This window comes from Alteraurantiacibacter aestuarii (assembly GCF_039523595.1).
GTDB classification, from domain to species: domain Bacteria; phylum Pseudomonadota; class Alphaproteobacteria; order Sphingomonadales; family Sphingomonadaceae; genus Alteraurantiacibacter; species Alteraurantiacibacter aestuarii.
The window spans coordinates 702,617-725,827 of record NZ_BAAAFP010000001.1; the positions used below are offsets into that span (position 1 = coordinate 702,617).

At 64.3% G+C, this 23,211-nt stretch carries 24 protein-coding genes; 8 read left to right on the plus strand and 16 right to left on the minus strand.

The window, feature by feature from the left end; translation table 11 throughout:
* Nucleotides 1-66 precede the first annotated feature (66 nt).
* Nucleotides 67-669, plus strand: coding sequence for a Holliday junction branch migration protein RuvA (ruvA, locus tag ABDZ98_RS03355; RefSeq protein ID WP_160591968.1), 603 nt, complete (start codon nt 67-69; stop codon nt 667-669).
* A gap of 35 nt (nt 670-704) precedes the next feature.
* Here the strand turns inward: ruvA and ABDZ98_RS03360 are convergent, their stop codons facing one another.
* Entirely contained in the window at nt 705-1,040 is a 336-nt protein-coding gene (locus ABDZ98_RS03360) for a GIY-YIG nuclease family protein (protein ID WP_160591970.1), read from the minus strand.
* 89 nt (nt 1,041-1,129) lie between these two features.
* Between ABDZ98_RS03360 and ABDZ98_RS03365 the strand changes: the two genes are divergently transcribed.
* Complete coding sequence (locus ABDZ98_RS03365) at nt 1,130-1,681, plus strand: DsrE family protein (RefSeq protein WP_160591972.1); 552 nt, start codon at nt 1,130-1,132, stop codon at nt 1,679-1,681.
* Nucleotides 1,681-2,721, plus strand: coding sequence for a Holliday junction branch migration DNA helicase RuvB (ruvB, locus tag ABDZ98_RS03370; RefSeq protein WP_160591974.1), 1,041 nt, complete (start codon nt 1,681-1,683; stop codon nt 2,719-2,721). The genes ABDZ98_RS03365 and ruvB overlap by 1 nt, the downstream gene beginning before the upstream one ends.
* A 529-nt stretch (nt 2,722-3,250) precedes the next feature.
* Here ruvB and ABDZ98_RS03375 read toward each other — a convergent pair.
* A complete protein-coding gene (locus ABDZ98_RS03375; protein ID WP_343805712.1) occupies nt 3,251-3,805 on the minus strand; it encodes a hypothetical protein in 555 nt (184 codons plus the stop codon).
* Nucleotides 3,806-3,872: 67 nt separating this feature from the next.
* Here ABDZ98_RS03375 and ABDZ98_RS03380 point away from each other — a divergent pair, with 67 nt between their 5' ends.
* Complete coding sequence (locus ABDZ98_RS03380) at nt 3,873-3,980, plus strand: PEP-CTERM sorting domain-containing protein (protein ID WP_337190199.1); 108 nt, start codon at nt 3,873-3,875, stop codon at nt 3,978-3,980.
* Nucleotides 3,981-4,170: 190 nt separating this feature from the next.
* Here the strand turns inward: ABDZ98_RS03380 and acnA are convergent, their stop codons facing one another.
* Entirely contained in the window at nt 4,171-6,843 is a 2,673-nt protein-coding gene (gene acnA, locus ABDZ98_RS03385) for an aconitate hydratase AcnA (protein WP_160591978.1), read from the minus strand.
* Between the two features lie 203 nt (nt 6,844-7,046).
* On the opposite strand from acnA, the gene ABDZ98_RS03390 reads away from it, so the two are divergent.
* Nucleotides 7,047-7,262, plus strand: coding sequence for a hypothetical protein (locus ABDZ98_RS03390; protein WP_160591980.1), 216 nt, complete (start codon nt 7,047-7,049; stop codon nt 7,260-7,262).
* Between the two features lie 26 nt (nt 7,263-7,288).
* On the opposite strand, the gene ABDZ98_RS03395 is transcribed toward ABDZ98_RS03390, so the two are convergent.
* Nucleotides 7,289-8,194, minus strand: coding sequence for a DMT family transporter (locus ABDZ98_RS03395; RefSeq protein ID WP_160591982.1), 906 nt, complete (start codon nt 8,192-8,194; stop codon nt 7,289-7,291).
* A gap of 109 nt (nt 8,195-8,303) precedes the next feature.
* Between ABDZ98_RS03395 and ABDZ98_RS03400 the strand changes: the two genes are divergently transcribed.
* Nucleotides 8,304-9,617, plus strand: coding sequence for a L,D-transpeptidase family protein (locus ABDZ98_RS03400; RefSeq protein WP_160591984.1), 1,314 nt, complete (start codon nt 8,304-8,306; stop codon nt 9,615-9,617).
* Between the two features lie 28 nt (nt 9,618-9,645).
* Here the strand turns inward: ABDZ98_RS03400 and ABDZ98_RS03405 are convergent, their stop codons facing one another.
* The 6 genes from ABDZ98_RS03405 to ispG are packed head-to-tail and all read right to left on the minus strand — an operon-like array spanning nt 9,646 to nt 13,987.
* Nucleotides 9,646-10,410, minus strand: a complete 765-nt coding sequence (locus ABDZ98_RS03405) for a murein L,D-transpeptidase catalytic domain-containing protein (protein WP_160591986.1) — start codon at nt 10,408-10,410, stop codon at nt 9,646-9,648.
* A gap of 40 nt (nt 10,411-10,450) precedes the next feature.
* A complete protein-coding gene (locus ABDZ98_RS03410) occupies nt 10,451-11,380 on the minus strand; it encodes a hypothetical protein (RefSeq protein WP_160591988.1) in 930 nt (309 codons plus the stop codon).
* Between the two features lie 24 nt (nt 11,381-11,404).
* On the minus strand, nt 11,405-11,956 hold the full coding sequence (locus ABDZ98_RS03415; RefSeq protein WP_160591990.1) for a retropepsin-like aspartic protease family protein: 552 nt from the start codon (nt 11,954-11,956) through the stop codon (nt 11,405-11,407).
* Between the two features lie 28 nt (nt 11,957-11,984).
* Nucleotides 11,985-12,530, minus strand: a complete 546-nt coding sequence (locus tag ABDZ98_RS03420) for a thioredoxin family protein (protein WP_160591992.1) — start codon at nt 12,528-12,530, stop codon at nt 11,985-11,987.
* A 1-nt stretch (nt 12,531) separates the two neighbouring features.
* Nucleotides 12,532-12,831 (minus strand): hypothetical protein, encoded by a 300-nt coding sequence (locus ABDZ98_RS03425; protein WP_237437517.1) that lies wholly within the window; start codon nt 12,829-12,831, stop codon nt 12,532-12,534.
* A 7-nt stretch (nt 12,832-12,838) separates the two neighbouring features.
* On the minus strand, nt 12,839-13,987 hold the full coding sequence (gene ispG, locus ABDZ98_RS03430; RefSeq protein ID WP_160592079.1) for a flavodoxin-dependent (E)-4-hydroxy-3-methylbut-2-enyl-diphosphate synthase: 1,149 nt from the start codon (nt 13,985-13,987) through the stop codon (nt 12,839-12,841).
* Nucleotides 13,988-14,045: 58 nt separating this feature from the next.
* On the opposite strand from ispG, the gene ABDZ98_RS03435 reads away from it, so the two are divergent.
* Both ABDZ98_RS03435 and ABDZ98_RS03440 read left to right on the plus strand, forming a co-directional pair.
* Nucleotides 14,046-15,071, plus strand: a complete 1,026-nt coding sequence (locus ABDZ98_RS03435; RefSeq protein WP_237437518.1) for a zinc transporter ZntB — start codon at nt 14,046-14,048, stop codon at nt 15,069-15,071.
* Between the two features lie 16 nt (nt 15,072-15,087).
* On the plus strand, nt 15,088-16,860 hold the full coding sequence (locus tag ABDZ98_RS03440) for a cation:proton antiporter domain-containing protein (RefSeq protein WP_160591996.1): 1,773 nt from the start codon (nt 15,088-15,090) through the stop codon (nt 16,858-16,860).
* 23 nt (nt 16,861-16,883) lie between these two features.
* Here ABDZ98_RS03440 and ABDZ98_RS03445 read toward each other — a convergent pair whose 3' ends face one another.
* From ABDZ98_RS03445 to ABDZ98_RS03470, 6 genes are all read right to left on the minus strand, one after another.
* Nucleotides 16,884-18,227, minus strand: a complete 1,344-nt coding sequence (locus ABDZ98_RS03445) for a sensor domain-containing phosphodiesterase (RefSeq protein WP_160591998.1) — start codon at nt 18,225-18,227, stop codon at nt 16,884-16,886.
* Between the two features lie 94 nt (nt 18,228-18,321).
* Nucleotides 18,322-18,840 carry a GNAT family N-acetyltransferase gene (locus tag ABDZ98_RS03450; protein ID WP_160592001.1) on the minus strand — a complete coding sequence of 173 codons (519 nt, stop codon included), beginning with the start codon at nt 18,838-18,840 and terminating at the stop codon, nt 18,322-18,324.
* 81 nt (nt 18,841-18,921) lie between these two features.
* Entirely contained in the window at nt 18,922-19,821 is a 900-nt protein-coding gene (locus tag ABDZ98_RS03455; RefSeq protein ID WP_160592003.1) for an RDD family protein, read from the minus strand.
* Entirely contained in the window at nt 19,818-20,897 is a 1,080-nt protein-coding gene (locus tag ABDZ98_RS03460; RefSeq protein WP_160592005.1) for a stage II sporulation protein M, read from the minus strand. Before ABDZ98_RS03460 ends, ABDZ98_RS03455 begins: the two co-directional genes overlap by 4 nt.
* A complete protein-coding gene (locus tag ABDZ98_RS03465; protein WP_337190200.1) occupies nt 20,897-22,231 on the minus strand; it encodes a DUF58 domain-containing protein in 1,335 nt (444 codons plus the stop codon). The genes ABDZ98_RS03460 and ABDZ98_RS03465 overlap by 1 nt, the downstream gene beginning before the upstream one ends.
* 12 nt (nt 22,232-22,243) lie before the next feature.
* Nucleotides 22,244-23,200, minus strand: a complete 957-nt coding sequence (locus ABDZ98_RS03470) for an AAA family ATPase (RefSeq protein ID WP_160592083.1) — start codon at nt 23,198-23,200, stop codon at nt 22,244-22,246.
* Nucleotides 23,201-23,211: the final 11 nt, after the last annotated feature.

A 23,211-nucleotide genomic window follows, 5' to 3' on the forward strand; every position in this document is an offset into this window, starting at 1 on the left:
CCGGTGTCCACAATCAGATGTCCATATTCTCTGGACCCCGCACCGCCTGTGAGGCAAGAACATAACATGATCGCAAAGCTCAAAGGCCTGCTCGATGAAACCGGTGAAGACTGGGCGGTGATCGATGTGCAGGGCGTGGGCTATCTGGTCCATTGCTCCAACCGCACGCTCAGCGCACTGGGAGAGCGGGGGCAGGCCTGCGTGGTCTACACCGATCTGCAGGTGAGCGAGAACGACATGCGCCTGCTCGGCTTTGCCGACGCGGGAGAGCGCGACTGGTTCCGTCTGCTCAATTCGGTGCAGGGCGTGGGCAGCAAGGTCGGCCTCGCCATCCTTTCGGCCCTCTCCACCGCCGAACTGCGCGATGCCTGCGCCGCGCAGGATGCCGCCACCGTGGCCCGCGCGCAGGGCGTGGGGCCGAAACTGGCAGGGCGGATCGTCAATGAACTGAAGGACAAGGCTGGCGCGCTTCCAGGTGGCGGGGCTGTCGGCGGAGGCTTTGTTGCGCCTGCTGGCGGAGTAAGCGCCGATGCCGTGTCAGCCTTGCAGAGTTTGGGTTTCAAGCCGGCCGTGGCGGCGAGTGCCGTGGCTGGAGCGCAGAGCGATCTGGGCGAAGGCGCGGATTTGAACGCACTGATCAAGGCGGCGCTGAAGAGGGCGGCGGGGTGATGGAATCCGATCCTTCCCGTCATCCTGAACTCGTTTCAGGATCCATCTCCCGGCGCGCGCTGCTCAAGCGGATCAAAGCCCAAGCCAACGGCCAAGTCTTCCCAATGCGGATTGCCAGTTTCGATCAAATTGATCTTCCACTGCCGGTGCCAGTTCTTGAGCTGCTTCTCGCGCGCGATGGCAGCCTCCATGGTGTCGAACATGTCGAAATGGACGAGGCGGTGGATTTTATAGCGCCCGGTGAAGCCGCCTGTGGTTCCGCTCCGGTGCTGGTGCAGCCGTCCCATCAGGTCCGACGTGACGCCAATGTAGAGCGTTCCGTAATGCCCGCTGGCGAGGATATAGGCGCACGGGTTGCGTTCGAATTGCATGCACGGGATTGTGCCGCTGGATGGATGCTGAAACAAGTTCACCATGACGATTGGTTTATCGAAACCCCACTGAAGGAGGCAAACCGACCATGCGTATAATCAGGAATGTCGCACTTGGCCTTGCTGGCTTGGCTTTCGCCACAGGCGCTTATGCGCAGCAGCCGGCGGGCTTCACGATGGGGCCGGTATTCACCGAATATGGCCGGGTCGCCGATGTCGATTACGACATGGAGTTGCCACAGGACTTGGCGCTGCGGGTGGCTTTCGATGTGGCGGATCAGGCGGATGTGGGCGCGCTCAATCGCTCGCTCGACAGTGCGGCGCGCTTCATCAACATGCATGTGCGAAATGGCGTGCCGGAGGAGCGCGTGCAGGTAGCGATCGTGGTGCATGGGCGCGCGGGCAATGACCTGCTGAATGCGCAGGCTTATGCGGCGCGCTTCGATGGGGCGGAAAACATCAACCTCCCGCTGATCGCGGCGCTGACGCAGCACGGCGTGCAGATCTATCTGTGCGGCCAGAGCGCGGCGGGGATGGGCATCGCCAAGTCCGAAATCGCACCCGGTGTGCAGCTGGCGCTGTCGGCCATGACTGCGCATGCCCTGCTCCAGCAACGCGGCTATACGCTCAACCCGTCCTGATGAGCGCCAACCCCGATCTTGCCCCCGATCGCCAGCCGGAAGACCCGGATGCGGCCCTGCGTCCCAAGACCCTGCGCGAATTCGTGGGGCAGGAGGCGGCGCGCGAAAACCTGCGCGTGTTTATCGAGGCGGCCAGGTCCCGCGCAGAGGCGATGGACCATGTGCTGTTCTTCGGCCCGCCCGGCCTTGGCAAGACCACGCTGGCGCAGATCGTGGCCAAGGAGCTGGGCGTGGGCTTTCGCGCCACCAGCGGGCCGGTGATCGCCAAGGCGGGCGACCTTGCCGCCCTGCTGACCAATCTTGAACCGCATGACGTGCTGTTCATTGACGAGATTCACCGCCTCAACCCGGTGGTCGAGGAAATCCTCTATCCGGCGATGGAGGACCGCGCGCTCGATATCATCATCGGCGAGGGGCCATCGGCACGCAGTGTGCGGATCGATCTGCCGCCGTTCACGCTGGTGGGGGCGACCACGCGGCAAGGCCTGCTGACCACGCCCCTGCGCGACCGGTTCGGCATTCCCGTGCGGCTTAATTTCTACACCGTGGACGAGCTGGAGCTGGTGGTGAGGCGCGGTGCCGGCCTGCTCGGGCTGGACATGGACCCCGCGGGCGCGCGCGAGATTGCCCGCCGCAGCCGCGGCACACCGCGCGTGGCCGGGCGGCTGATGCGCCGCGTGCGCGATTTTGCCCATGTCGATGGGGACGGGCTGGTTACCGCTCCGGTCGCCGATGCGGCGCTGACGAAGCTGGAGATTGACGGGCTGGGCCTTGATGCGATGGACCGGCGCTATCTCACCATGATCGCCGATATCTACAAGGGTGGTCCGGTGGGGGTGGAGACGCTGGCAGCGGGGCTTTCCGAACCGCGCGACACGGTGGAAGAAGTGATCGAGCCGTACCTGATCCAGCTGGGCCTGGTGGCCCGCACCGCGCGCGGGCGCTGCCTCAACGATGCCGGCTGGACGCACCTTGGTATCGCTCCGCCTGCCGATTCGCCGAACGGGGCGCAGGGCGGGCTGTTCGACCCCTCAAAATGAGCGCCGGGCGTTAACCACTGTTGGGGAATGGCGCCTATTCGGTTCCATTGTGGGACAAAGCCGCGCAATTGCCCGAATTCAGCCAAAAAATTCGTCTTCGAGCGCCAAAATCAAGGTTAAAATGATTGCCGTGACAGGCGCCATACGTCTCTGGTGAAGCTGCAAAAGTATCTGAATGGCGATTTAGCCAGACCGGTGCTTGGGGAAAAGCTGAAGAGAGACAGTCCATGTCGGTAAGAATGGCCTTGGCGAAATTGTCAGCCGCTGCTGCGGGAAGCGCATTGCTTGCGGGCGGTGCGGTACATGTCGCCGAACCGCAGACCGCGCAGGTTGGCTACAAGTCAGACAAGCACGAGGCTGCGCCTGAACTGACCTATGTGAAGGACCGGCCCGCCCGCCGTGAGATCCCGCCGCGGGTGACGCGCCGGGTGCACACGGTGGTAGAGGCAGAGCCTCTGCCCCTGCCGCTTCCTCCGCTTCCCCTGCCTGAACTGCCGCGCGCATCGCGCGTTGTTGCAGGCGGCGGCGGTCAGCCGATCATCATCGGCGGCAGTGGCGGCTTTGGCGGTGGTTTTGGCGGCGGCTTCTTCGGCGGCTTCTTTGGCGGCAGCGGTGGCGGCTCAGCCAATATCGATATGTCGACCACCACCACGACATCGGGTTCCAGTTCGACTTCTGGTTCCAGCTCCGGCTCCGGCACATCATCGGGCGATATCATCATCGATATCGATATCGACAATTCCAGCACCGGTTCGTCCACCTCCACGTCATCGGGCGCGACGTCCACTTCGACGTCCACCGGCGGCTCCTCCACGTCGACCTCGTCAACGACTGGCGGCGTGAGCACCAGCACCGGCAGCGTTTCGACTTCGACCGGAAGCGTCAGCACCAGCACGGGCAGCGTGTCGACCTCGACCGGCAGCGTTTCGACCTCCACCGGCAGTGTCTCCACTTCAACCGGCGCTGTGTCGACGTCCAGCTCTACGTCGAGCTCGACCAGCTCTTCGACATCCACGTCCAGTTCAACCTCGACTTCGACCAGTTCGAGCACATCGACGTCCACTTCGTCGAGCGGCGGATGCAACAAGTGCGGCAATCACGGCTCCAGCAGTCATGGCTCCAGCAGCCACGGCTCGTCATCGGGCACGCAGGTGCCGGAACCCGGCATGCTGCTGCTGTTCGGTGCCGGCGCGGGCGCAGTGTTCATGCGTCGTCGCCGCAAGAAGACCGGCGATCAGGACCGCGCCCAGGCCGCCTGATCCAGCCAACCATCTCCAAGCAGGGGGGAGGGCGGTTTGTCCTTGGGGGCAAATCGTCCTTTCATGCGCCCGCAATTACAGGCTCGCCAGATCACAAGGCGCGCGAGCCAACTGACCCGCCAACACAGTCGCCGAAACAAAAAGGCCCCGCACGATGGCGGGGCCTTTGTTGTTTGGATGAGAGCTGGATTCAGGCAGCCAGCTTCCTGAGCACGTACTGCAGGATGCCGCCGTTGCGGTAATATTCCATTTCGTTCGCGGTATCGATGCGCGATGCGGCGGTGAAGCTGAAGGTGCTGCCATCCGCGCGGGTGACTTCAACTTCCACGTCCTGCTGCGGAACCATGTTCGCCAGGCCCTTGATGGTGAAGCTGTCATCGCCCGTCAGGCCCAGCGTCTCACGCGTGTCGCCGCCCTTGAACTGCAGGGGCAGCACGCCCATGCCGATCAGGTTGGAGCGGTGGATGCGCTCGAAGCTCTCCACGATCACGGCGCGCACGCCCAGCAGGATGGTGCCCTTGGCTGCCCAGTCGCGGCTGGAGCCGGTGCCATATTCCTTGCCGCCCACAACCACCAGCGGCGTGCCGTCGGCCTTGTGCTTCATGGCGGCATCGTAAATCGCCATCTGCTCACCGTTGTAAGTGGTGTAGCCACCCTCGACTCCGGGGACCATTTCGTTCTTGATGCGGATGTTGGCGAAAGTGCCGCGCATCATCACTTCATGGTTGCCGCGGCGGCTGCCGTAGGAATTGAAGTCTGCCTTGGCCACCTGGTTTTCCAGCAGGTAGCGGCCGCCGGGGCTGTCTTCCTTGATGGAGCCGGCGGGACTGATGTGATCGGTGGTGACGCTGTCACCCAGGATCGCCAGCGGCTTTGCCTCGACAATGTCGTTCACCACATCGGGCGTCATGCCCATGCCATCGAAATAGGGCGGGTTGGCGATATAGGTGCTGCCCGGCTTCCACGCATAGGTGTCAGACGCTTCGACCGTAATCGCCTGCCAGTGCTCATCGCCCTTGTAGACATCGGCATAGCGCGCTTCGAACATGGTGCGATCGATGCTGGAGGCGCGCAGTTCGGCGATTTCCAGATTGCTGGGCCAGATATCGGCCAGCATCACGTCCTTGCCGTCCTGATCCTGACCGATCGGCGTGGTGGTGATATCCTGCGTGACGGTGCCCTTCAGCGCATAGGCCACCACCAGCGGCGGCGATGCGAGGAAATTGGCGCGCACATCGGGAGACACGCGGCCCTCGAAGTTGCGGTTGCCCGACAGGACAGAAGCGGCGACCAGATCATTGTTGTTGATCGCAGCGCTGATGGGCGGGGCCAGCGGGCCGGAATTGCCGATGCAGGTGGTGCAGCCATAGCCGACCAGATCGAAGCCGATGGCGTCCAGATCGTCCTGCAATCCGGCCTTCACCAGATAGTCTGTGACCACCTGCGATCCGGGGGCGAGGCTGGTCTTGACCCACGGCTTGGGCGTCAGGCCCCGCGCGCGCGCCTTGCGGGCAACCAGGCCGGCGGCGATCAGCACATCGGGATTGGAGGTGTTGGTGCAGCTGGTGATGGCCGCGATCACAACGTCGCCATCGCCAACGTCATGGTCCTTGCCCTCAACCGCCACGCGGGCGGGGGCGGACTTGCCGTAAACGGTCTTGAGATCGGAATTGAACAGCTCGTCCACTTCGGGCAGCGCCACCTTGTCCTGCGGGCGCTTGGGACCTGCCAGCGAAGGCACGACCGATGCCATGTCCAGACCCAGCGTGCTGGTGAAGATCGGCTCATTCTCCGGCGTGAACCACATACCCTGCTTCCTAGCATAGGCTTCGACCAGCGCGATGTCTGCTTCGGCGCGGCCCGTCAGGCGCAGATATTCCAGCGTCTTGTCGTCAATGCCGAAGAAGCCGCAGGTGGCGCCATATTCAGGGGCCATGTTGGCGATGGTAGCACGGTCCGCCAGGCTGAGGTTGGACACGCCGGGGCCGTAGAACTCCACGAAGCGGCCCACCACGCCGTGCGCGCGCAGCATCTGCACGCAGGTCAGCACCAGATCGGTGGCGGTCACGCCTTCGGCCATCGCGCCGGTCAGCTTGAAGCCGACGACTTCGGGCACCAGCATGGAAATCGGCTGGCCAAGCATGGCTGCCTCCGCCTCGATCCCGCCGACGCCCCAGCCCAGTACGCCCAGGCCGTTGATCATGGTGGTGTGGCTGTCCGTACCCACGCAGGTATCGGGATAGGCCACCAGCTCACCGTTCTGATCGACAGAGGACCACACGCCCTTGGCGATGTTTTCCAGGTTCACCTGATGGCAGATGCCGGTGCCGGGGGGCACGGCGTAGAAATTCTCAAGGCTCTTCGCTCCCCATTTCAGGAAGTCATAGCGCTCCGCATTGCGCTGATATTCCAGCTCCATATTGTGCTGGAAGGCCTTGGGATGGCCGAATTCGTCGACCATCACCGAGTGATCGATGACGAGGTTGACCGGAACCTGCGGATTGATCTTGGCGGTATCGCCGCCCAGCCTGGCAATCGCATCGCGCATGGCGGCCAGATCGACAACGCACGGAACGCCGGTGAAGTCCTGCAGCAGCACGCGCGCGGGACGGTATTGAATCTCGTTACCGGTGGCGGGGTTCTTCTGCCAGTCGGCCAGGCCCTGAATATCGGCCTTGCTGACGGTGAATCCCTGATCCTCGAAACGCAGCAGGTTTTCCAGCAGCACCTTCATGCTGAAAGGCAGGCGGCTGACATCGCCAATCGTCTCTGCCGCCTTTGCCAATGAGTAATAAGCGTAGGACTTGCCGCCTACTTCCATCGTGCTGCGGGTGGCGAGCGAGTTGGAGCCGACCTGGGTCATAGATGCCTTGTCCTTTGCCGTTATGGGCTGATGCCAGTTGCTGTTTTGGCCTGTGCCGTGGAGAGGAAGGCCGGTTGGGCGCGAGTTGCGCGTTTGCGCGCGATTGGTCAAGGGTGCAGGGCCTTTAGGCGTATCAAGGGGAGGTTTTGAGCATGATTCTGGGGGTTCCTGGCAGGCCAAGGGAGAAACTGGGGGTGATTCCCATGGCCGTGGCGCTTGTGCTGGCCGCCTTTCTTGGCGCGGCGCTGGGCCTGATCTGGCAGGGATCGAGCTTCCTGCTGGGCGGTGAAGAGGAACAGCTGACCACGCAGGGCGTGGAAGATGAGGGCAGCGACGATGAGGACGCGGCGTCCAGTGATGCGACCAGCGATACGACCAGCGATACCGGCACGTCGGCCAAAATTCCTGTCAGCGGATAAAACGCCAATCAGGACACTCAGTGCAATCAGGCCTGGGGCTGGCCCGCGCCCGTCACCGCCTGTTCGGTGTGTTTTCTGGGGGCGGCGATCCAGCAGCCCAGGATGATCAGCGCCGCGCCGGCCAGCGTGGCGGGCTTCACATCTTCGGCAAAGAACAGCCAGCCAAACAGCGCGGCCCAGGCAAAGCCGGTATATTCCACCGGAACCAGCACCTGCGCTTCTGCCCGCGCATAGGCCCAGGACAGCGCCAGCGATCCGCACACGCCCAGCAGCGCGGCAACCGCGATGTCCAGCCACGCCGCGCCGTGGGGCATGGAAAAGAAGAACGGCGCACCCAGCAGCAGGGTCAGGCCCACAATCGCTCCGCCAAAGGCGGTGATCTCTATCGGCTTGGCCACCAGCGCCTGCTGGCGTTGCAGGATCAGGTTCCACGCATAGAGCACCGCCGATATCAGCACCAGGGCGATGCCCAGCGCGGCATCGTCGCTCAGGCTCTCGCGCCCGATGCGACCGCCCACGATGATGCCCACGCCGGCAATGCCCATGATCGCGGCAATGATGGCCTTTTTCTCGATCGTTTCCTTCAGGATCAGCGCGGCCAGCGCCAGCGCGATCAGCGGACTGATGAAGCTGAGCGCAATCGCCTCTGCCAGCGGCAGCAGCACGATGGCGGAAAAGAACGTCAGCGCCATGAAGGTGGCCACCAGCGAGCGGGTGATGTGGATCTTGAGCACGTGGGGCGCAGGCCATTTGCCGCCGGTTGCCAGCCACACCGGCGTGACCAGCGAAACCTGCATGACCGATCGCACCATCAGCGCGCTATAAGCCCCCACCGCGATGGCCGCGCCCTTCATGAACACGTCCATCAGGCACAGCACGGCAATGGCCAGCAGGGTCACCAGAAAGGGATACAGGTTGGTGCTCTTGTCCATCACCGGCTCTTAGGCAGCAGCCGGTGCTGCGTCACGCGCCATATGATGCCGGTTCCCTGATGAAGCTGGTTCCTTGCCAGAATCGACCGGCAGCGCCACAATCATCGTCATGCTCAATGCCTCCCTTGTCCGGACCGCCCTGATGTCTGTGGTTGCACTATGCGCCAGCAGTGCGGCGGCGCAGCGCATCGAAACGGCCAATGTGCTGGATGACGATGCGGTGCAGGTGATGGCGGCGCAGTGGACACAGGGCAGCGCGCGGCGCACCATCCCCCCGCGCATGGCGGAGGAATTCCGCTGGCCGGTGGCGCGCGCACTGGCGCTGCTGGGGGTGGTGGAATCGATTGACGCAGAGGGCCTCGATCCGGCGGATTACCATCCGCAGGACCTGCGCGAGGCGATGGCGGGCGGACCCGGCGTGCGGCTGGACAATGTTGCCGGTGCCATCTTCACCTGGCTGGCGCAGGACCTGCGCGACGGGCGCACGCCAGACGATGCGCGGCGCAGCTACCTGATGGATGATCCCGATGCCGAGCGGCTGCCCATCGGCCCGCTGATGGAACGCGCGCTGGTAACGGGGGACATGGCCGGAGTACTCGCCTCGCTCAATCCGGTGCTGCCCGATTATGCGGCCTTGCGTGATGCGCTGGCGGCCACTCCTGCGGATGACACGGAGCGGCGCGATGCGATCCGCGCCAACATGGATCGCTGGCGCTGGCTGCCGCGCGATCTGGGCGGCATTCACCTGATGGTCAATGTGCCGGAATACCGCCTGCGGCTGACGGTAAACGGGCAGGTGCTGCGCAATTACCGCACCATCGTGGGCCAGCCCGGGCGCAATGCCACCCCGCAATTGTCCGAAATGGTCGAAGGGGTGATCTTCAATCCGACATGGACCGTGCCGCAAAGCATTGTGGTGGGCGAAGGGCTGGGCCGCCGGGTGCTCAACAATCCCAACTGGGCGCGGGCGCGCGGGTATGTCGCCACGCGCGGGGCCAATGGCCGTGTCAACGTGGTGCAGTCACCTGGGCCGGGCAATGCGCTTGGCGCGATGAAGCTGGACATGCCCAATCCGCACGCGATCTTCCTGCATGACACGCCGTCCAAGCAGCTGTTCGACAATGATATGCGCGCGCTCAGCCACGGCTGCATCAGGGTGCAGGATGCGATGGAGCTGGCGGTGGTGCTCAACCTGCTGGGTCAGGGCGTTTCGGCAGAGGAGGCGCTGAGCATTTCGGCAAGCGGACAATATACGCGGGTGCCGCTCAGCATGCCGGTGCCGGTCTATATCGCCTATTTCACCATGGGACTGGATGAGAATGGCAGCCTGGTGGAATTCGACGATATCTATGACCGCGATGCGCCGGTGGTGGCGAGCCTTGGCAGACCGAGCCAGCGCCAGTTGCTGCTGGCCTCTCGCTGACAGAAGACTGTCGGCAGGCGATCACGCCTCACCGCAAGTCCGGGTCTGCCTCAATCGGCTCGGCGCTCAATTCGCCCTCCGCTTCCAGCTCCGCCCCCGCCTCCGCCGCTTCGGCCTGCCGCTGGGCAATGGCGGCATCGAAATCGACCGGTTGCTGCTGCGGGGCGATCACCTGTTCGCCATTTTCGCCTATGCCCAGCGCGTCTGCAAACAGCAGCCGCCCGCCGGCCAGCATGTATAATGCGCGCGAAAACTCGTCCGGCCCGATGGCGAAGCACCCGTTGGATCGGCCCACCTTGCCCCAGCGATGGACGTGGGCCGGGGTGGCATAGCTGGCGGCATGCATCACGATGGCGCGGTTGAACGCCTCGGAATTGCTGTCATCCAGACCCTCCAGCCGCATCGAAGTGCCATATCGCCCTTCATACCATTCCCAGCTGACATAGGCCCCGCGGCTGGTGGCCCAGCTGTCATGGAGATTGGAAAAGGCGTTCAGCCAGCCATCATGCTCGGGATCGGAGCCGCTGCCGTGGCTGACCAGCAGGCTGGTGACGGTGCCGCTTTCCAGATTGGCGAGGTGAAAGCGCGGCACGGCGGAGTGCACGCCAAAATCGACGATCGCGGCCAGATCGCGGCGCCACAGAACGCTGCCCGCACGCTCCACCTCGCGCCGGGCGACGGAGAGGATGGCACGGGTCCTGGGATCAGGAGCGGCCTGCGCGGCCAGCCGCAGGGGCATGGCGCAGGCGGCGGCGCCCAAAGTGCTGGCAGCGATGAACTGGCGGCGGTCCATACTCCTATTGTGCGCCGTTGAGCGCCTTTGTGTCCATGCTCTATCGCCTGTCGATGGCCGCAATCGCGGCACGGCTCGCCGCCAGATAGGCACCATTTTCGTGTCGCTGCGCGCCGGTAAAATGGACGAAGCAACAATCCTGCGGCCACGGCGTGCCGGTATAATTGATATAGCGCGGCCACGGCAGGCACGCTGGCGCGCCCTCATTGGCGATGATGAAGCTGGAGGCGATATGCTGCATGGTCCAGTGCGCGGCATCATCTTCGCCGATCAGCGCCTGCATCTGGCCAAGAAAGGCGGTGGCCAGGTCCCGCCCGGCATTGCCCGCGGCAAATCCGGCAAAACCCGCGTTGCCGCGCAGGTATTTCCAGCCCTTGTCCGGTGCCAGCCCGGCCATGCGGCGCTCGATACCAGTCCGGTCATCATCGTGCGCGGTGCCGGTGGCAGACTGACGAGCATATGCGCCCAGTTCCATCGGGTGATCGGCGGCATCGGCGCTGTCCATCAGGGTAAAACTGCGATTGCTGGACATGGCGGCTTCCACTTCAGGAAGCGCGCCCAGCGTCACGGTGTCGCTGTCCAGCTGCAGCCAGTATTCGCCCGCACGGTGATCGAGAATGGTCAGCAGCCGCGCCCAGCCGCCGCCGCCGGGGAAGGGTCCGCGCACAACATCGCCCTGCCGCATGATCTGCGGATCGCCGCAATGCTGCGCCAGTATGGTGCGGTCCTGCGCGGTCAGCGTGCCATCGTCCAATATCGCCACGCGGCCGCGCTGCAAATGCGACCACAACGATTTGACCGCCACCAGAAACGGCAGCACCTGCGTGCTGCCGATCATCGAAAACAGCACCAGCCCATCGGCCTTTGGGCTGATCGGCGCGGTCATCAGCACATCGATAATCGCGGCATTGTGGCGCCCAGCCTCGCGCTTCAGTCGCCAGCGACCGGGCAGCAGGCTGGCCATGTTCATGGGGCCATCATCGCCGACGGCAGGTCAATTGCCCAGCACCATACGGTCGCCCGATATCTCCACCGAACGCACCGTGCTGAGGAATGACTGGCCCAGAAGCGAGGTGCTCGCCCCTTCGGGAATGATGATGGCGCGCACGCCGGTTGCCTCATGCCCGCCCAGGCTCATGCGATCGATGATGACGTTGACGCCTTCGATCGGGCCGCTGGCCCCTTGCGCTACCGGGGCCACATCGTCTTCATACCACTGCAGGCCCATGTCTGCCGCATCGGTCCCGGTCAGGGCCACCACGGTGGCGCCAGTATCCACCAGCATGCGGTAGGACCGGTCATCGACGCGCACATCGGCATAGAAATGGCCGTCGGCCTGCCTTTCGAGCACGGTATTTTCTGCCCAGCCGGTGGCGGTCTGCTGCGCCATGCCGAGCTGGGGTTCAGGCGTGAATTCGCCGCCGGTAACGAGATTTGCCAGATCCTTGCCGGCCTCCTGCGGATTGCCGTTCGATATCAGCGGCATCGCCAGACCCAGCACACCGCCGGCCATCAGCATGGCTGCAAGAGGAAGCTTGATATCCATTGTGGGCGCGATCTTACGCCCGGTTGGGTTACTGGCGAGTAAAGCCTTCCAGCCAGGCGAAGATCTCATCCTCGCTGCGGCTGGAAGCATTGCGCCAGCTGCGCGCATCGTCGGGCGTGTTGAGCAATTTGCCATCGCTGCCGAGCACCAGGACTGTGGGCGTGCCGGTAACATCGGCCACGCCATATTCGGCGGCCAGTTCCAGATTGCGGCCTTCTCCCGTCTGCGGAACACCGGCATCGATATAGACCACGCGGTAGCTGCCGTTGATCAGCGACTGGAAACGCTCTGTTTGCAGCCAGCCCGCAAGCGCGCGGCTGTCATGGCACCAGTTTGCTCCGAAAATGGCCAGGACGCGCGTTTCCGGCCTGCCCATCGCATCGTCCACCACGGCATCCGCCGCAGCCAGAGCCAGCGCAGTATCCAGCGCCAGCGCAGCATCGGCGCTGGCGTCATACAGGGCAGCTTCGGGATAATCGCCCGCGTGGGCATGGCGGTGGCTGCCGCCGACTGTGGTGCAGGCGGCGAGTGCAGGCAGGCAAAGCGCCAGAACGGCTGTGAAAAGCCAGCGCATGTTATTCCGCCTCTTCCGAGCCTATTGTGGCAGCGTCTATTTCGAGCGAACCGACCCGCAGGCGATCAATACGCGCCTCACGCAGATGCAATTTGCCGATTGAAAGTCGTCCGATGGCCATCGCACCGATTGCAACCGCACCCATCGCGATAGCGCCAAGGGCAAAGGCACCCAGGGCCAGTGCCCCGCCAGAGACAGCACCTACTCTTGCGCCGCGAATAGTGACCAGCTGGCGATTTGCCGCAACCGGCTCCGGCATTGCCGCTTCATCCGTCCTTGGGGAGATGGATTTGCGGCTCATGCCCTGCTCACTCCGCAGCCTGCGCTGCGGCGCCATCGGCATGGCCTGCATCGATCATCGAATCCTCGATCTCGGCGGCTTTCTTTTCCACCAGATTGACGATGTGATCGAGCATGTCGGCGCTTTCCACATGGTGGTCCGTCACGCCGGACAGATAGACCATGTGCTTGCCCGCGCCGCCGCCGGTGATGCCGATATCGGTCTCTCGCGCTTCGCCGGGGCCATTGACCACGCAGCCCAATACGGACAGCGAAAGCGGGGTCTTGATATGGCTGAGGCGTTCTTCCAGCGCGGTTACCGTGCGGATCACGTCAAACCCCTGCCGTGCACAGCTGGGGCAGGACACAACGCGCACGCCGCGGGTGCGCAGGCCCAGTGACTTGAGGATTTCGAATCCTACGCGCACTTCCTGTTCCGGCTCTGCCGAAAGCGATACCCGGATAGTGTCGCCAATGCCGTACCACAGCAGATTGCCCATCCCGATGGCGCTTTTTACCGTGCCGCCGATCAGGCCGCCCGCTTCGGTAATGCCAAGGTGGAGCGGGCAATCGACCGTTTCGGCCAGCTGCATGTAGGCGGCCACGGCAAGGAACACGTCCGATGCCTTCACCGCCACCTTGAATTCGTGGAAATCGTGGTCCTGCAACAGCTTGATATGATCGAGCGCGCTTTCCACCAGAGCTTCGGGGCAGGGCTCGCCGTATTTCTCCAGCAGGTCGCGTTCGAGCGATCCCGCGTTCACGCCGATGCGGATGGCGCAGCCGTTGGCCTTGGCCGCACGGACCACTTCTGCAACCCGCTCTGACGAGCCGATATTGCCGGGGTTGATGCGCAGGCAGGCCGCGCCCTTGTCGGCCGCTTCCAGCGCGCGTTTGTAATGGAAATGGATGTCCGCCACGATCGGGACATTGGCCCCGCGGGTGATCTGATCGAAATTGGCGGTCGATTCCTCTGTCGGGCAGGACACGCGGATGATGTCTGCGCCCGCATCCTCGCAGCGCCTGATCTGGTCCAGCGTCGCGCCCACATCTTCGGTGGGGGTATTGGTCATGGTCTGCACGGTAATCGGCGCATCGCCGCCGACAGGAACTTTCCCGACCATGATCTGGCGGCTCTTGCGGCGATCTATATCGCGCCAGGGGCGTATTGAAGACATGTCCTGCATATAGGCGCGCGCGCATGAAGGGGCAATGACATGCGTGGCGAGTTGCGGCATGATGCCGTTCATGGATCACATGAGCGAGCAGCAGACTGACGAAATCCGGCTGGATGGGCCGCTCCTGTTTGGCCGCGTGCTGGATGGCAAGGGCGGTGCCCGGCGGATCAACTGGGCAGAGGCGCAGGTGTGGCAACCGCAGGCTCCCGGTGAAGTCATGTGGTTGCACCTCAGCCGGAACGAGCCTGAGGTCGAAGTCTGGCTGGAGCATGGTCTGAAAGTGGCCGAACCCACGGTGGAACTGCTGGTCAGCGATTCCACCAGGCCGCGTGCCTTTCGCGAAGGGGATGCGCTGGTGGGGGTGATGCGCGGGATCAATTTCAATCCCGGGGCCAAACCGGCGGACATGATCGCCATGCAATTGTGGAGCGATGGCACGCGGCTGGTGACGCTGCGCCGCCATCGCATGCAAAGCCCGCGCGACGTGCTGGCGGCACTGGATGAAGGCCACGGCCCGCGCGATGCCGGGCGGGTGATCACCGAACTGGTGGAAGCGCTGATCGTGCGCATGAGCAGCTCCATCGTCGACATGAATGCCGAGATCGACCGGATGGAAGCCACCAGCGAAGATGCCGACGCGGAGGAAATGTTGGCGAGGATTTCCCAGATCCGTCGCAATTCGCTGGGCCTGCAACGCCACATGGCCCCGCAGCATGAGGCGCTGGAGATCATTTCCCGCGATGCGCCCGAATGGTTCGACGAGGGCGACCGGCGCGAGATTGCCGAGAGTATCGACCGGTTGCGGCGCTATCTCGACGATATCGATATTTCCAAGGAAAGCGCGCTGGTGCTGCAGGATGATATCCGCGCTCGTGCCGTGGCCCGGTCTGAACGCACCAACTACCTGCTCACCATCGTGGCCGCCATTTTCCTGCCGCTGGGCTTCATCACCGGCCTGCTGGGCATCAATGTGGGCGGTATGCCGGGAGTGGAATCGGGTATCGCCTTCTGGGTGGTGGTGGGCATGTGCGGTGCCATTTTCATCATGCAGCTGGTGCTGTTCTGGAAATGGAAATGGCTGTGATTGAAAGCGCGCGCTGATGGCGGAGCACGGCGCGGGCGCATTCCTGCATGACGGGGTGATCCTGCTGGGCTTTGCCCTGCTGTTCGTGCTGCTGTTCCGCCGCCTGGGGCTGGGTGCGACGCTCGGCTATCTTGTGGCCGGTGCGGTGGTCGGCCCGCAGGTGCTGGGGCTGGTCGGCGATGCGGAGAGCATGATCTCCATTGCCGAGCTGGGCATCGTGCTGCTGCTGTTCGTGGTCGGGCTGGAGCTGAACCCGGCGCGGCTGTGGCGCATGCGGCACGTGATCTTCGGCTTTGGCCTGGCGCAGGTGGTGGCCTGCGGGCTGGCGATATTCGCCACTATCCTTGCCATCACCGGCTATCCGCTGGCCGCCGCGCTGGCGATTGGCCTGCCGCTGGGCCTGTCCTCCACCGCGCAGGTGCTGCCCATGCTGCAATCGGCGGGGCGGCTGCGCACGCCCTTTGGTGAGCGCGCCTTTGGCATCCTGCTGTTCCAGGACCTGTCGATCATCCCGCTGATCACCATCGTGGCCGCGCTGGGTAGCCAGTCCGCGCCAGATGACGCCATGCCCGGCTGGCAGCTGGCGATTGTGACGATTGTGGTGGTGATCGGACTGGTGGCGGCGGGCCGCTTTGCGCTTCGTCCGCTGTTCCGCCTGATCGGCGGGCTGGGAGAGCGCGAGATGTTCGTGGTCGCCGGTCTGTTCACCGTGGCGGGATCGGCCTTGCTGATGGAACTGATCGGCCTGTCCACCGCTCTGGGTGCATTTATCGCCGGGGTGATGCTGGCCGACACGCCCTATCGGCACGAGCTGGAGGCCGATATCGAGCCGTTCCGCTCCATCCTGCTGGGCATGTTCTTCCTGGCCGTGGGGATGATGCTGGACCTGGGGGCGATTGCCGATCAGCCATTGTTCGTGATCGGCATGGCGCTGGTGCTGATATCGCTCAAGACCGCCATCATCGCTGCTCTTGGGATGCTGTTCAGGATGGACTGGCGCAACGCATTGGCGCTGGGCCTGCTGCTGAGCCAGGGCGGCGAGTTCGGCTTTGTGCTGTTCACCCAGGCGCGCGGCGCGGGCATCATCGATGCGGAAACCGCCAGCCTGTTCGGTGCGATCGTCACCCTGTCGATGGCCACCACGCCCTTCCTGATGATTATCGCCCGACGTTTCCGCAACAAGGGGGCCGCCACGTCAGAGGGCCGCGAAGGTCCGCTGGACCAGCATGCCCGCGCGCTGGTGGTTGGCTATGGCCGGTTTGGCCAGGGCGTGGCGCAGATGCTGATGGCGGGCGGGATATCGGTGACGCTGATCGACCGCGACGTGGACCGGATCGACATGTCGGGCGAATTTGGCTTCAAGGTCTATTACGGTGATGGCATGCGGCTGGACCTGCTGCGGCAGGCTGGTGGGGGCGAGGCGCAGCTGATCATGTTCTGCACGGACAAGGACCAGGTGGAGCCTGAATTCATGTCCGCCGTGCATGAGGCATTTCCGCAGGCGGCCATCTATGTGCGCGGCTTCGATCGTCGCAGCGTGATGAAGCTGGGGCGCGGCCCGCAGGAATTCGTCATGCGCGAGGTGTACGAATCCGCGATCCGCATGGCGCTGCTGGGGCTGGACCGGATGGGCCTTTCGGCAGAGCAGCTGGATCATGCGGAAACAGTCTACCGGGACATGGATCGCCGGCGGATGCGGATGCAGATCGATACCGGCGATATCCGCGCCGCCAGCGAAAGCATGGTGCGCAGCCCGGACCGCAATCCGCTGACCGATCAGGCGGGCTGATCAGGCCGGGTCAAACGGACGGCTCAGCCATTTGCCGTGCGCGGAACCAGGCCCATGACCGGCTGGTCATTCTTGCTGGGCGTGCCGCGCGTTTCTTCCGGCGAGAGATCGGGTTCGGCATCATCGTCCACCCGGCCAAGCAGGTGCTGCTGGGCAGCCACCACGGGCAGCGGGCGGGCATAGAAATAGCCCTGCCCATAATCCACGCCCAGCGCGGCCATCGCATCGCGTTCCTCGATGGTCTCGATCCCCTCGGCCACCAGCTTGCAGCCGATATCGCGGGACAGTTGCACCAGCGCGCCGGTCAGCGCGCGACGGGCCGGATCGCGGTGGATATCGCGGGTCAGCGCCATGTCCATTTTCAGGATGTCGGGTTGCAGGTCCACGATGTGGCGCAGGCCGGAATAGCCGGTGCCGACATCATCGATGGCGATGCGTACCTTGCCCTTCAGCCGGGCCAGTTTCTTGGACAGGGCGGCGAAATCGTCAACCTGCTGATGCTCTGTCACCTCGATCACCAGCTTGGCGCTATCGGCCCCTTCCAGCGCCTCTTCCAGCGCGCCTGAAAGGATGGTGGCGGGCGAGACATTGACCGCGGCATATTTGCCCGCCGGGATATGGGAGAGAGTTTCCAGCGCGCCGCGAACAGCCGCCATTTCCAGCTCCACGCCCAGGCCGACTTTCTCCGCATCCTCAAACCACGCTTCGGGTCCGCGCTTGTTGTTGTTGGGGAAGCGCGCCAGGCACTCCACCCCGATTGCCTCATTGGTGTCCAGCGCATGGATCGGCTGGTGGAAAATGGTGATGGCATGGCCATCCAGCATGTCCTCGATCCGATTTCTTGTCCGCGCCAGTTCCATATCCTGCTGCATGCTCGATTCGATGCGTTCGGCGGCGAGACCGGCGAAGGCGCGGATCACGCCCATGTCGCGCTGGCCCAGGCTGCGGTCAGGCTCCCGGCCCAGTGCGCAGAAACTGCCCCAAACGCTGCCATCGGTCAGGCGTAGCGGAACATTCAGATGGCAACCCACGGGCAGGAAATCGGTGATCGCCAGCGTCTTGGCAAAAGGATGGTCGTCCGCATCCTGAATCAGTTCGGGCAGGCGCCCTTCAAGGATGTGCCAGCAATAGCTGTTCTCCACCGGCTCCTGAAAGCCGGCGCCCATCGGCAGGTCGAGATCGGTGTGGACATGGGTCAGTTCGCGCAGGCCACCCTCGACATAACGGCTGACAAAGGCGATCTCCAGACCCAGGTGGCCGCGTACGGCCGCGAGAATCCGGTCAATTGCCCCATCATGCAGCAATTGATCGGCCAGCGGGCCGGTGGGAATTCCCGGTGCGGGCAACTGGATTTCTGCAACAGCCATACGGCAAGATCCTCTACCTGAGAGCAGGCAGGATGCCGAAAATTCCCTAAGGCCGCATTAAGCCTGCGCCTTCAACCTGAACATTCGGGCCGCGCTAAAGCCGCAATTCCAGGAGGAATTCCTCATCGCGCTGCTGCCCGACCCAGAAATCAATGTCGGCGATCTTGGTAAAGCCGTGCCGTGCATAGAAGCGCTGGGCGCCGAAATTCTCGCTCCACACGGAAAGCTGCACGGCATCGCACTGGCGGGCTTTTGCCTGTTCCAGAGCCCATTCCATCAGCGCCGCGCCAATGCCCTTACCGGTCACATCGGGATCGGTGTAAAGCTGCGCCAGCACGATGGGGTTCTGCGCATCGGAATGCCCTTCATAGCTGGCGGGATATTTCATCTTGCAAAAGCCGGTTAGCGCCCCGCCGGGTGCATCGGAGGTGAGGCAGTATAGTGTCGCGGGATCGGCAATCTGCGAAGCCACTTCCTCTACGGAATAGGCCTTTTCCAGAAAGGCCGAGAGGTCTTCCGGGCGATAGAGATGTTCAAACGCTGCGCAAAAGCTGTGGCGGCCCAGATGGGCCAGTGCTGCGGCATCTTGCGGTGTTGCGGGGCGAAGGATCATGACAAGCGCCCTGTAACCAATGCCGCCATGCCTGTGAAGACAGGTGAACGCCTGCCCGGCCATGTGCCAACCTGTGAAGGCTCAGGCTCCGGTGTGCTTGTCGGCCTTGCGCCTGCCCAGCCGCATGCCCCGTTCCAGATGGGCGCGCAGGGCGGCGTAGAATGCTTCCAGGAATTCGCGCTCGTCTCCCTGTCCCGGGGTCCAGCCGATCTTGCCGCAGATGGTGTCCATCACCTCGCGCATGGTTTCGGCATTGTCCTGCCGCAGCACGCCTTCGAGCACCTGCAATTCACGCTCGCCATAGATGGCCAGTTCCGCCTCGCCGAAGCGATAGTCCCTGCTGCGATCGGGGCTGACAGACATGGCTTCGGGCAATCTGGCCGTCTGCGCCTCCACCACCCATGTGCCCGCCACCAGGTCTCCGGCGCGCAGGGCATCCTTGTTGAAGAACGGAAACAGCACGAAGATCGCCAGCCACAGTGCCGCCGCACCGCCAGCCACGCCCATGCTGCTGGCCCCGCCAAGCAGCAGGAATGTGGGCAGGAACACTTCCACATCGCGGATCAGGTTGCGGGCAATCACCGCCTCCGCGCTCAGCCGCCCGCCATCGCGCGCGGCCACGCGAATGCCCAGCATGCGCTTGCCCGGAGTGGCCCCGCGCGGCCCCAGTTCAAACCACAGGAAATAGCCATAGCGGGCAAGGAACAGCAGCAGGATCAGCAGCACGCCGACAAATTCCATCGCCCCGCCGGCACTGGCATTGGCGTCAATCCCTGCCAGCTCGATACCGACGGCGCCAAGCACCACGATGAAGGCGATCAGGCTGAGAAAGATTATCCCCAGGTCGATCAGCAATGCGCCCGCGCGGGCACTGCGGCTGGCAATGGTCAGCGGCAGGGCCAGCCCTTCCGGCGTCACCAGCTGGCGCAGGCGGCGGTTTCCATCCCTGTTCAGGCCAAAGCGGGTGGCGACGGCGTTCATGGCTGCGCCTCATCGCTGTCGCCGCGATCCTGTGCATGATCACGCGGCCTTGGCATCAGGCAGAAATAGGCGATCCAAAAGGCCAGCATCACCGCGCCGATCGATGCGCGCCCGGTGGCGGTGGGCACCAGCTGGCGGGCATAGCCTTCCAGCAGCCCGGCGATCACCAGCATGATGGTGCAACCCGCCATCACCTGCGCCGCGCGCTTGCCGCTGGCGCTGGCGGCGGCAAGGATGGAGGCATCGCCGGGGAAGGCCATGGACCGGCCCACATGCAGGCCCGCCGCGCCCGAAAGCAGGATCGCGAACAATTCCGTGGTGCCGTGGACAGACAGCCAGGCGGCGAATTCCCATTCCAGCCCGGCCCCTGCAAACAGCCACATCATCGCGCCCAGCACCGCCATGTTGTGAACCAGCAGCAACAGCGTGGGGATGCCGAAGCAGAAGCCCAGCGCGAAGGCCATGATGCACACGCCGGTGTTGTTGGAGAACAGATAGGTGGCAAAGACCGTCAGCCCCTCCGCGCTCTGGGTCGGCTCGAGTGTCTCCATCAGCGCGGCGCGGTCCGCACCTGGCTGGCGTCCGCCGCCCATCTCGCCCGGCACCAGCGCATAATACCATTCACTGTCGCGCGCGACGAGCAGCCAGCCCACCAGCGTGCCCGCCACCATCACCGCCAGCGCGATGCAGATGTCGAGCCAGATATCGCGCACCGAGGCGCTCCAGCTGCCGCCCAGGAACCGCCTGAGCCAGCCGAGCATGCCCATGCGCGGGCCATAGACCTGGAACCATGCGCGGCGGACCAGCGATTCCAGATATGCCAGCGTGGCCGCATCCAGCGATGTCTCGCGCGCCACGGCGAGGCTGGAGGCGGCCTTGCGGTAAAGCACCGGCAGTTCCAGCAGGTCTTCGTCATTGATCCGGCGCGGGCGGTTCTTTTCCAGCAGCGAGACGATCCGCTCCAGCCGCTGCCAGTCCACCTCCCGCTCCAGCCGGAAGCGGTCCGAACGCAGGCTCGCCGCCTCGATATCGGCGGGCGGGGTGATCTCCGGGGTCTTGAACAGGGCCAGGGCCATCAGCCGATCGCCTCCGCGCGCTTGGTGCTCAGATACATGTCGATCAGCTGGTAGCCGATGGCATCGTGAGGCGCTTCTATCACGTTCACGCCAAGGCGGCGCAGGCGTTGCAGCACGATGGCGCGCTGGTGTGACAGATGATGGGCGGAAACGGCGGTGGCGATATCGCTCATCCTGTCAGGCGCAGCGCCCTCCAGGCTGGCCAGCTCCTCATCGCGCATGGTGACGAAGATCACCAGGTGATGGCGCACCAGCCGCTGCACGCTCTCCACCATCAGTTCGGCGGAAGTGGGATCGGTGAAATCGGAGAACAGCACGATCAGCGAGCGTCGCTGCAACCGCGCGGTCAGCGTGGCCAGCGCCAGGGTGAAGTTGGGTTCCTTCGCCACATAATCGATATCGGCCGCGGCGGTCTGCAGGCGGTTGAAGGCGCGCGTGCCGGTGACGAAAGGCGTCATCAAACCGGGCGTATCGGCAAAACCGAACAGCGCCACCCGGTCTCCGCCTTTCAGCGCCACATAGGCTGCTGTCAGCGCTGCTGAAACCGCGCGGTCGATGCGCGGCAGGCCGTCCACCGGCTCACACATGGACTGGCCGCAATCGAAGGCGAAGACGATCTGGTTGTCGCGCTCCGCCTCATTCTCACGCGCATAGAGCGTGGTGTGGCGGGCCGAGGCCTTCCAGTCGATCCGGCGGCGATCCATGCCAGCTTCATACTCGCTCAGCGCCTCGAACTGCGTGCCTTCACCGCGAATGCGGCGGGCGATCAGGCCGAACTGGGCATCGCGCAGAAACGCCTGCAATGTGGGGGACCGGACCGGGGCGAGATCGGGCCAGACGCGCACCGCGTGGTTCAGCGGACGGCGAATCTGGCGCACCGCCAGCCCCAGCGGGCCGCTCCAGCGCATCCACAATTCGTCCAGCGTGCCGGTGCCACGGCGCACGGGCACGATGGCGGCTGCTCCGGCAAACACGAAGGGCGCTCCGGCAGGCTGGAGGTTGAAATGGGCATGGCCATGTTCGCCAAGGCGCGGATCGAAGCCGATGGCGACTTCGGGCGGCGCAGCGGCGGAACTGCGCCGGATGTGCGCCGTCACGCGCACGGTGGTGGGCTGGCCCACTTCGGCATCGGGCGTAAAATGCAGCTCCAGATCGCTCATCGGTCCGGCCAGAAAGCCATCGACCAGCATCACCAGCAGCAGCGCAAGTGCCGCTGCGGGGGCGACGATCCACGCGGCAGGCGCGGTGGCGGCCACAACCACGGCAATGGGGGCCAGCGCCGCCAGCAGCGCCAGAACCCTTGCAGAGGGGACAATCGGGATGGCCGGTCTCACCAGTTTTCAGCCCTAGCGCGGGGCCTGCGTCTGTTCGATCAGCCCGGCGACCAGATCCTCGATCTGCTTGCCCTCTATCTCGGCTGCGGGCGACAGCAGCAGGCGGTGGCGCAGCGCCGATGTGGCGAGCGCCTTCACATCATCGGGGATCACGTAATCGCGGCCATGCAGCGCCGCCCGGGCACGCGCGCAATTGGCCAGCAGCACTGCGGCGCGCGGGCTGGCACCGCTGGCGATGTCGGCGCTTTCGCGTGTCGCGCGCACCAGATTGACGGTGTATTCCACCACGTCGCGGGCGATAGTGACGGTGCTGACCGCGGCCTGCGCGGCGGCGATGCTGGCCGCATTGGCAACCTGCACGATGGCAAAATCCTCCGCCCGGGGCGGGCCGCTGCGTTCGCCGAACCGCTCGACAATGCGCGCCTCCTCCTCGGCGCTGGGATAGGGCACCAGCAGCTTGAAGGCGAAGCGGTCCAGCTGCGCTTCGGGCAGCGGATAGACGCCCTGGTTCTCGATCGGGTTCTGCGTGGCGACGACCATGAAATTGTCGCTCAGCGCGTGGGTTTCCCCGTCCAGCGTCACCCGGCGTTCCTGCATTGCTTCCAGCAGGGCGGCCTGCGTCTTGGGCGGCGTGCGGTTGATCTCATCGGCCAGCAGCAGCTCGCGAAAGATCGGGCCGCGCGTCAGGGTGAACTGGCTGGTCTGGAAGTTGAACAGATTGGAGCCCAGAATGTCGCCCGGCAGCAGATCGGGAGTGAACTGGATACGGCCAAATTCCAGCCCCGATGCAGCGGCGAAGCATTGCGCCAGGAAGGTCTTGGCGGTTCCCGGCGGGCCTTCCAGCAGCACGTGGCCGCGCGCGATCAGCGCGATCAGCAGATGCTCGATCGTCTGTTCCTGCCCGACAATGGCCTTGCCCACCTCCGCGCGGATCGCAGCGGCAAGGCTGCGCGTGTCATCCAGTGTCATGCTCATCGGGC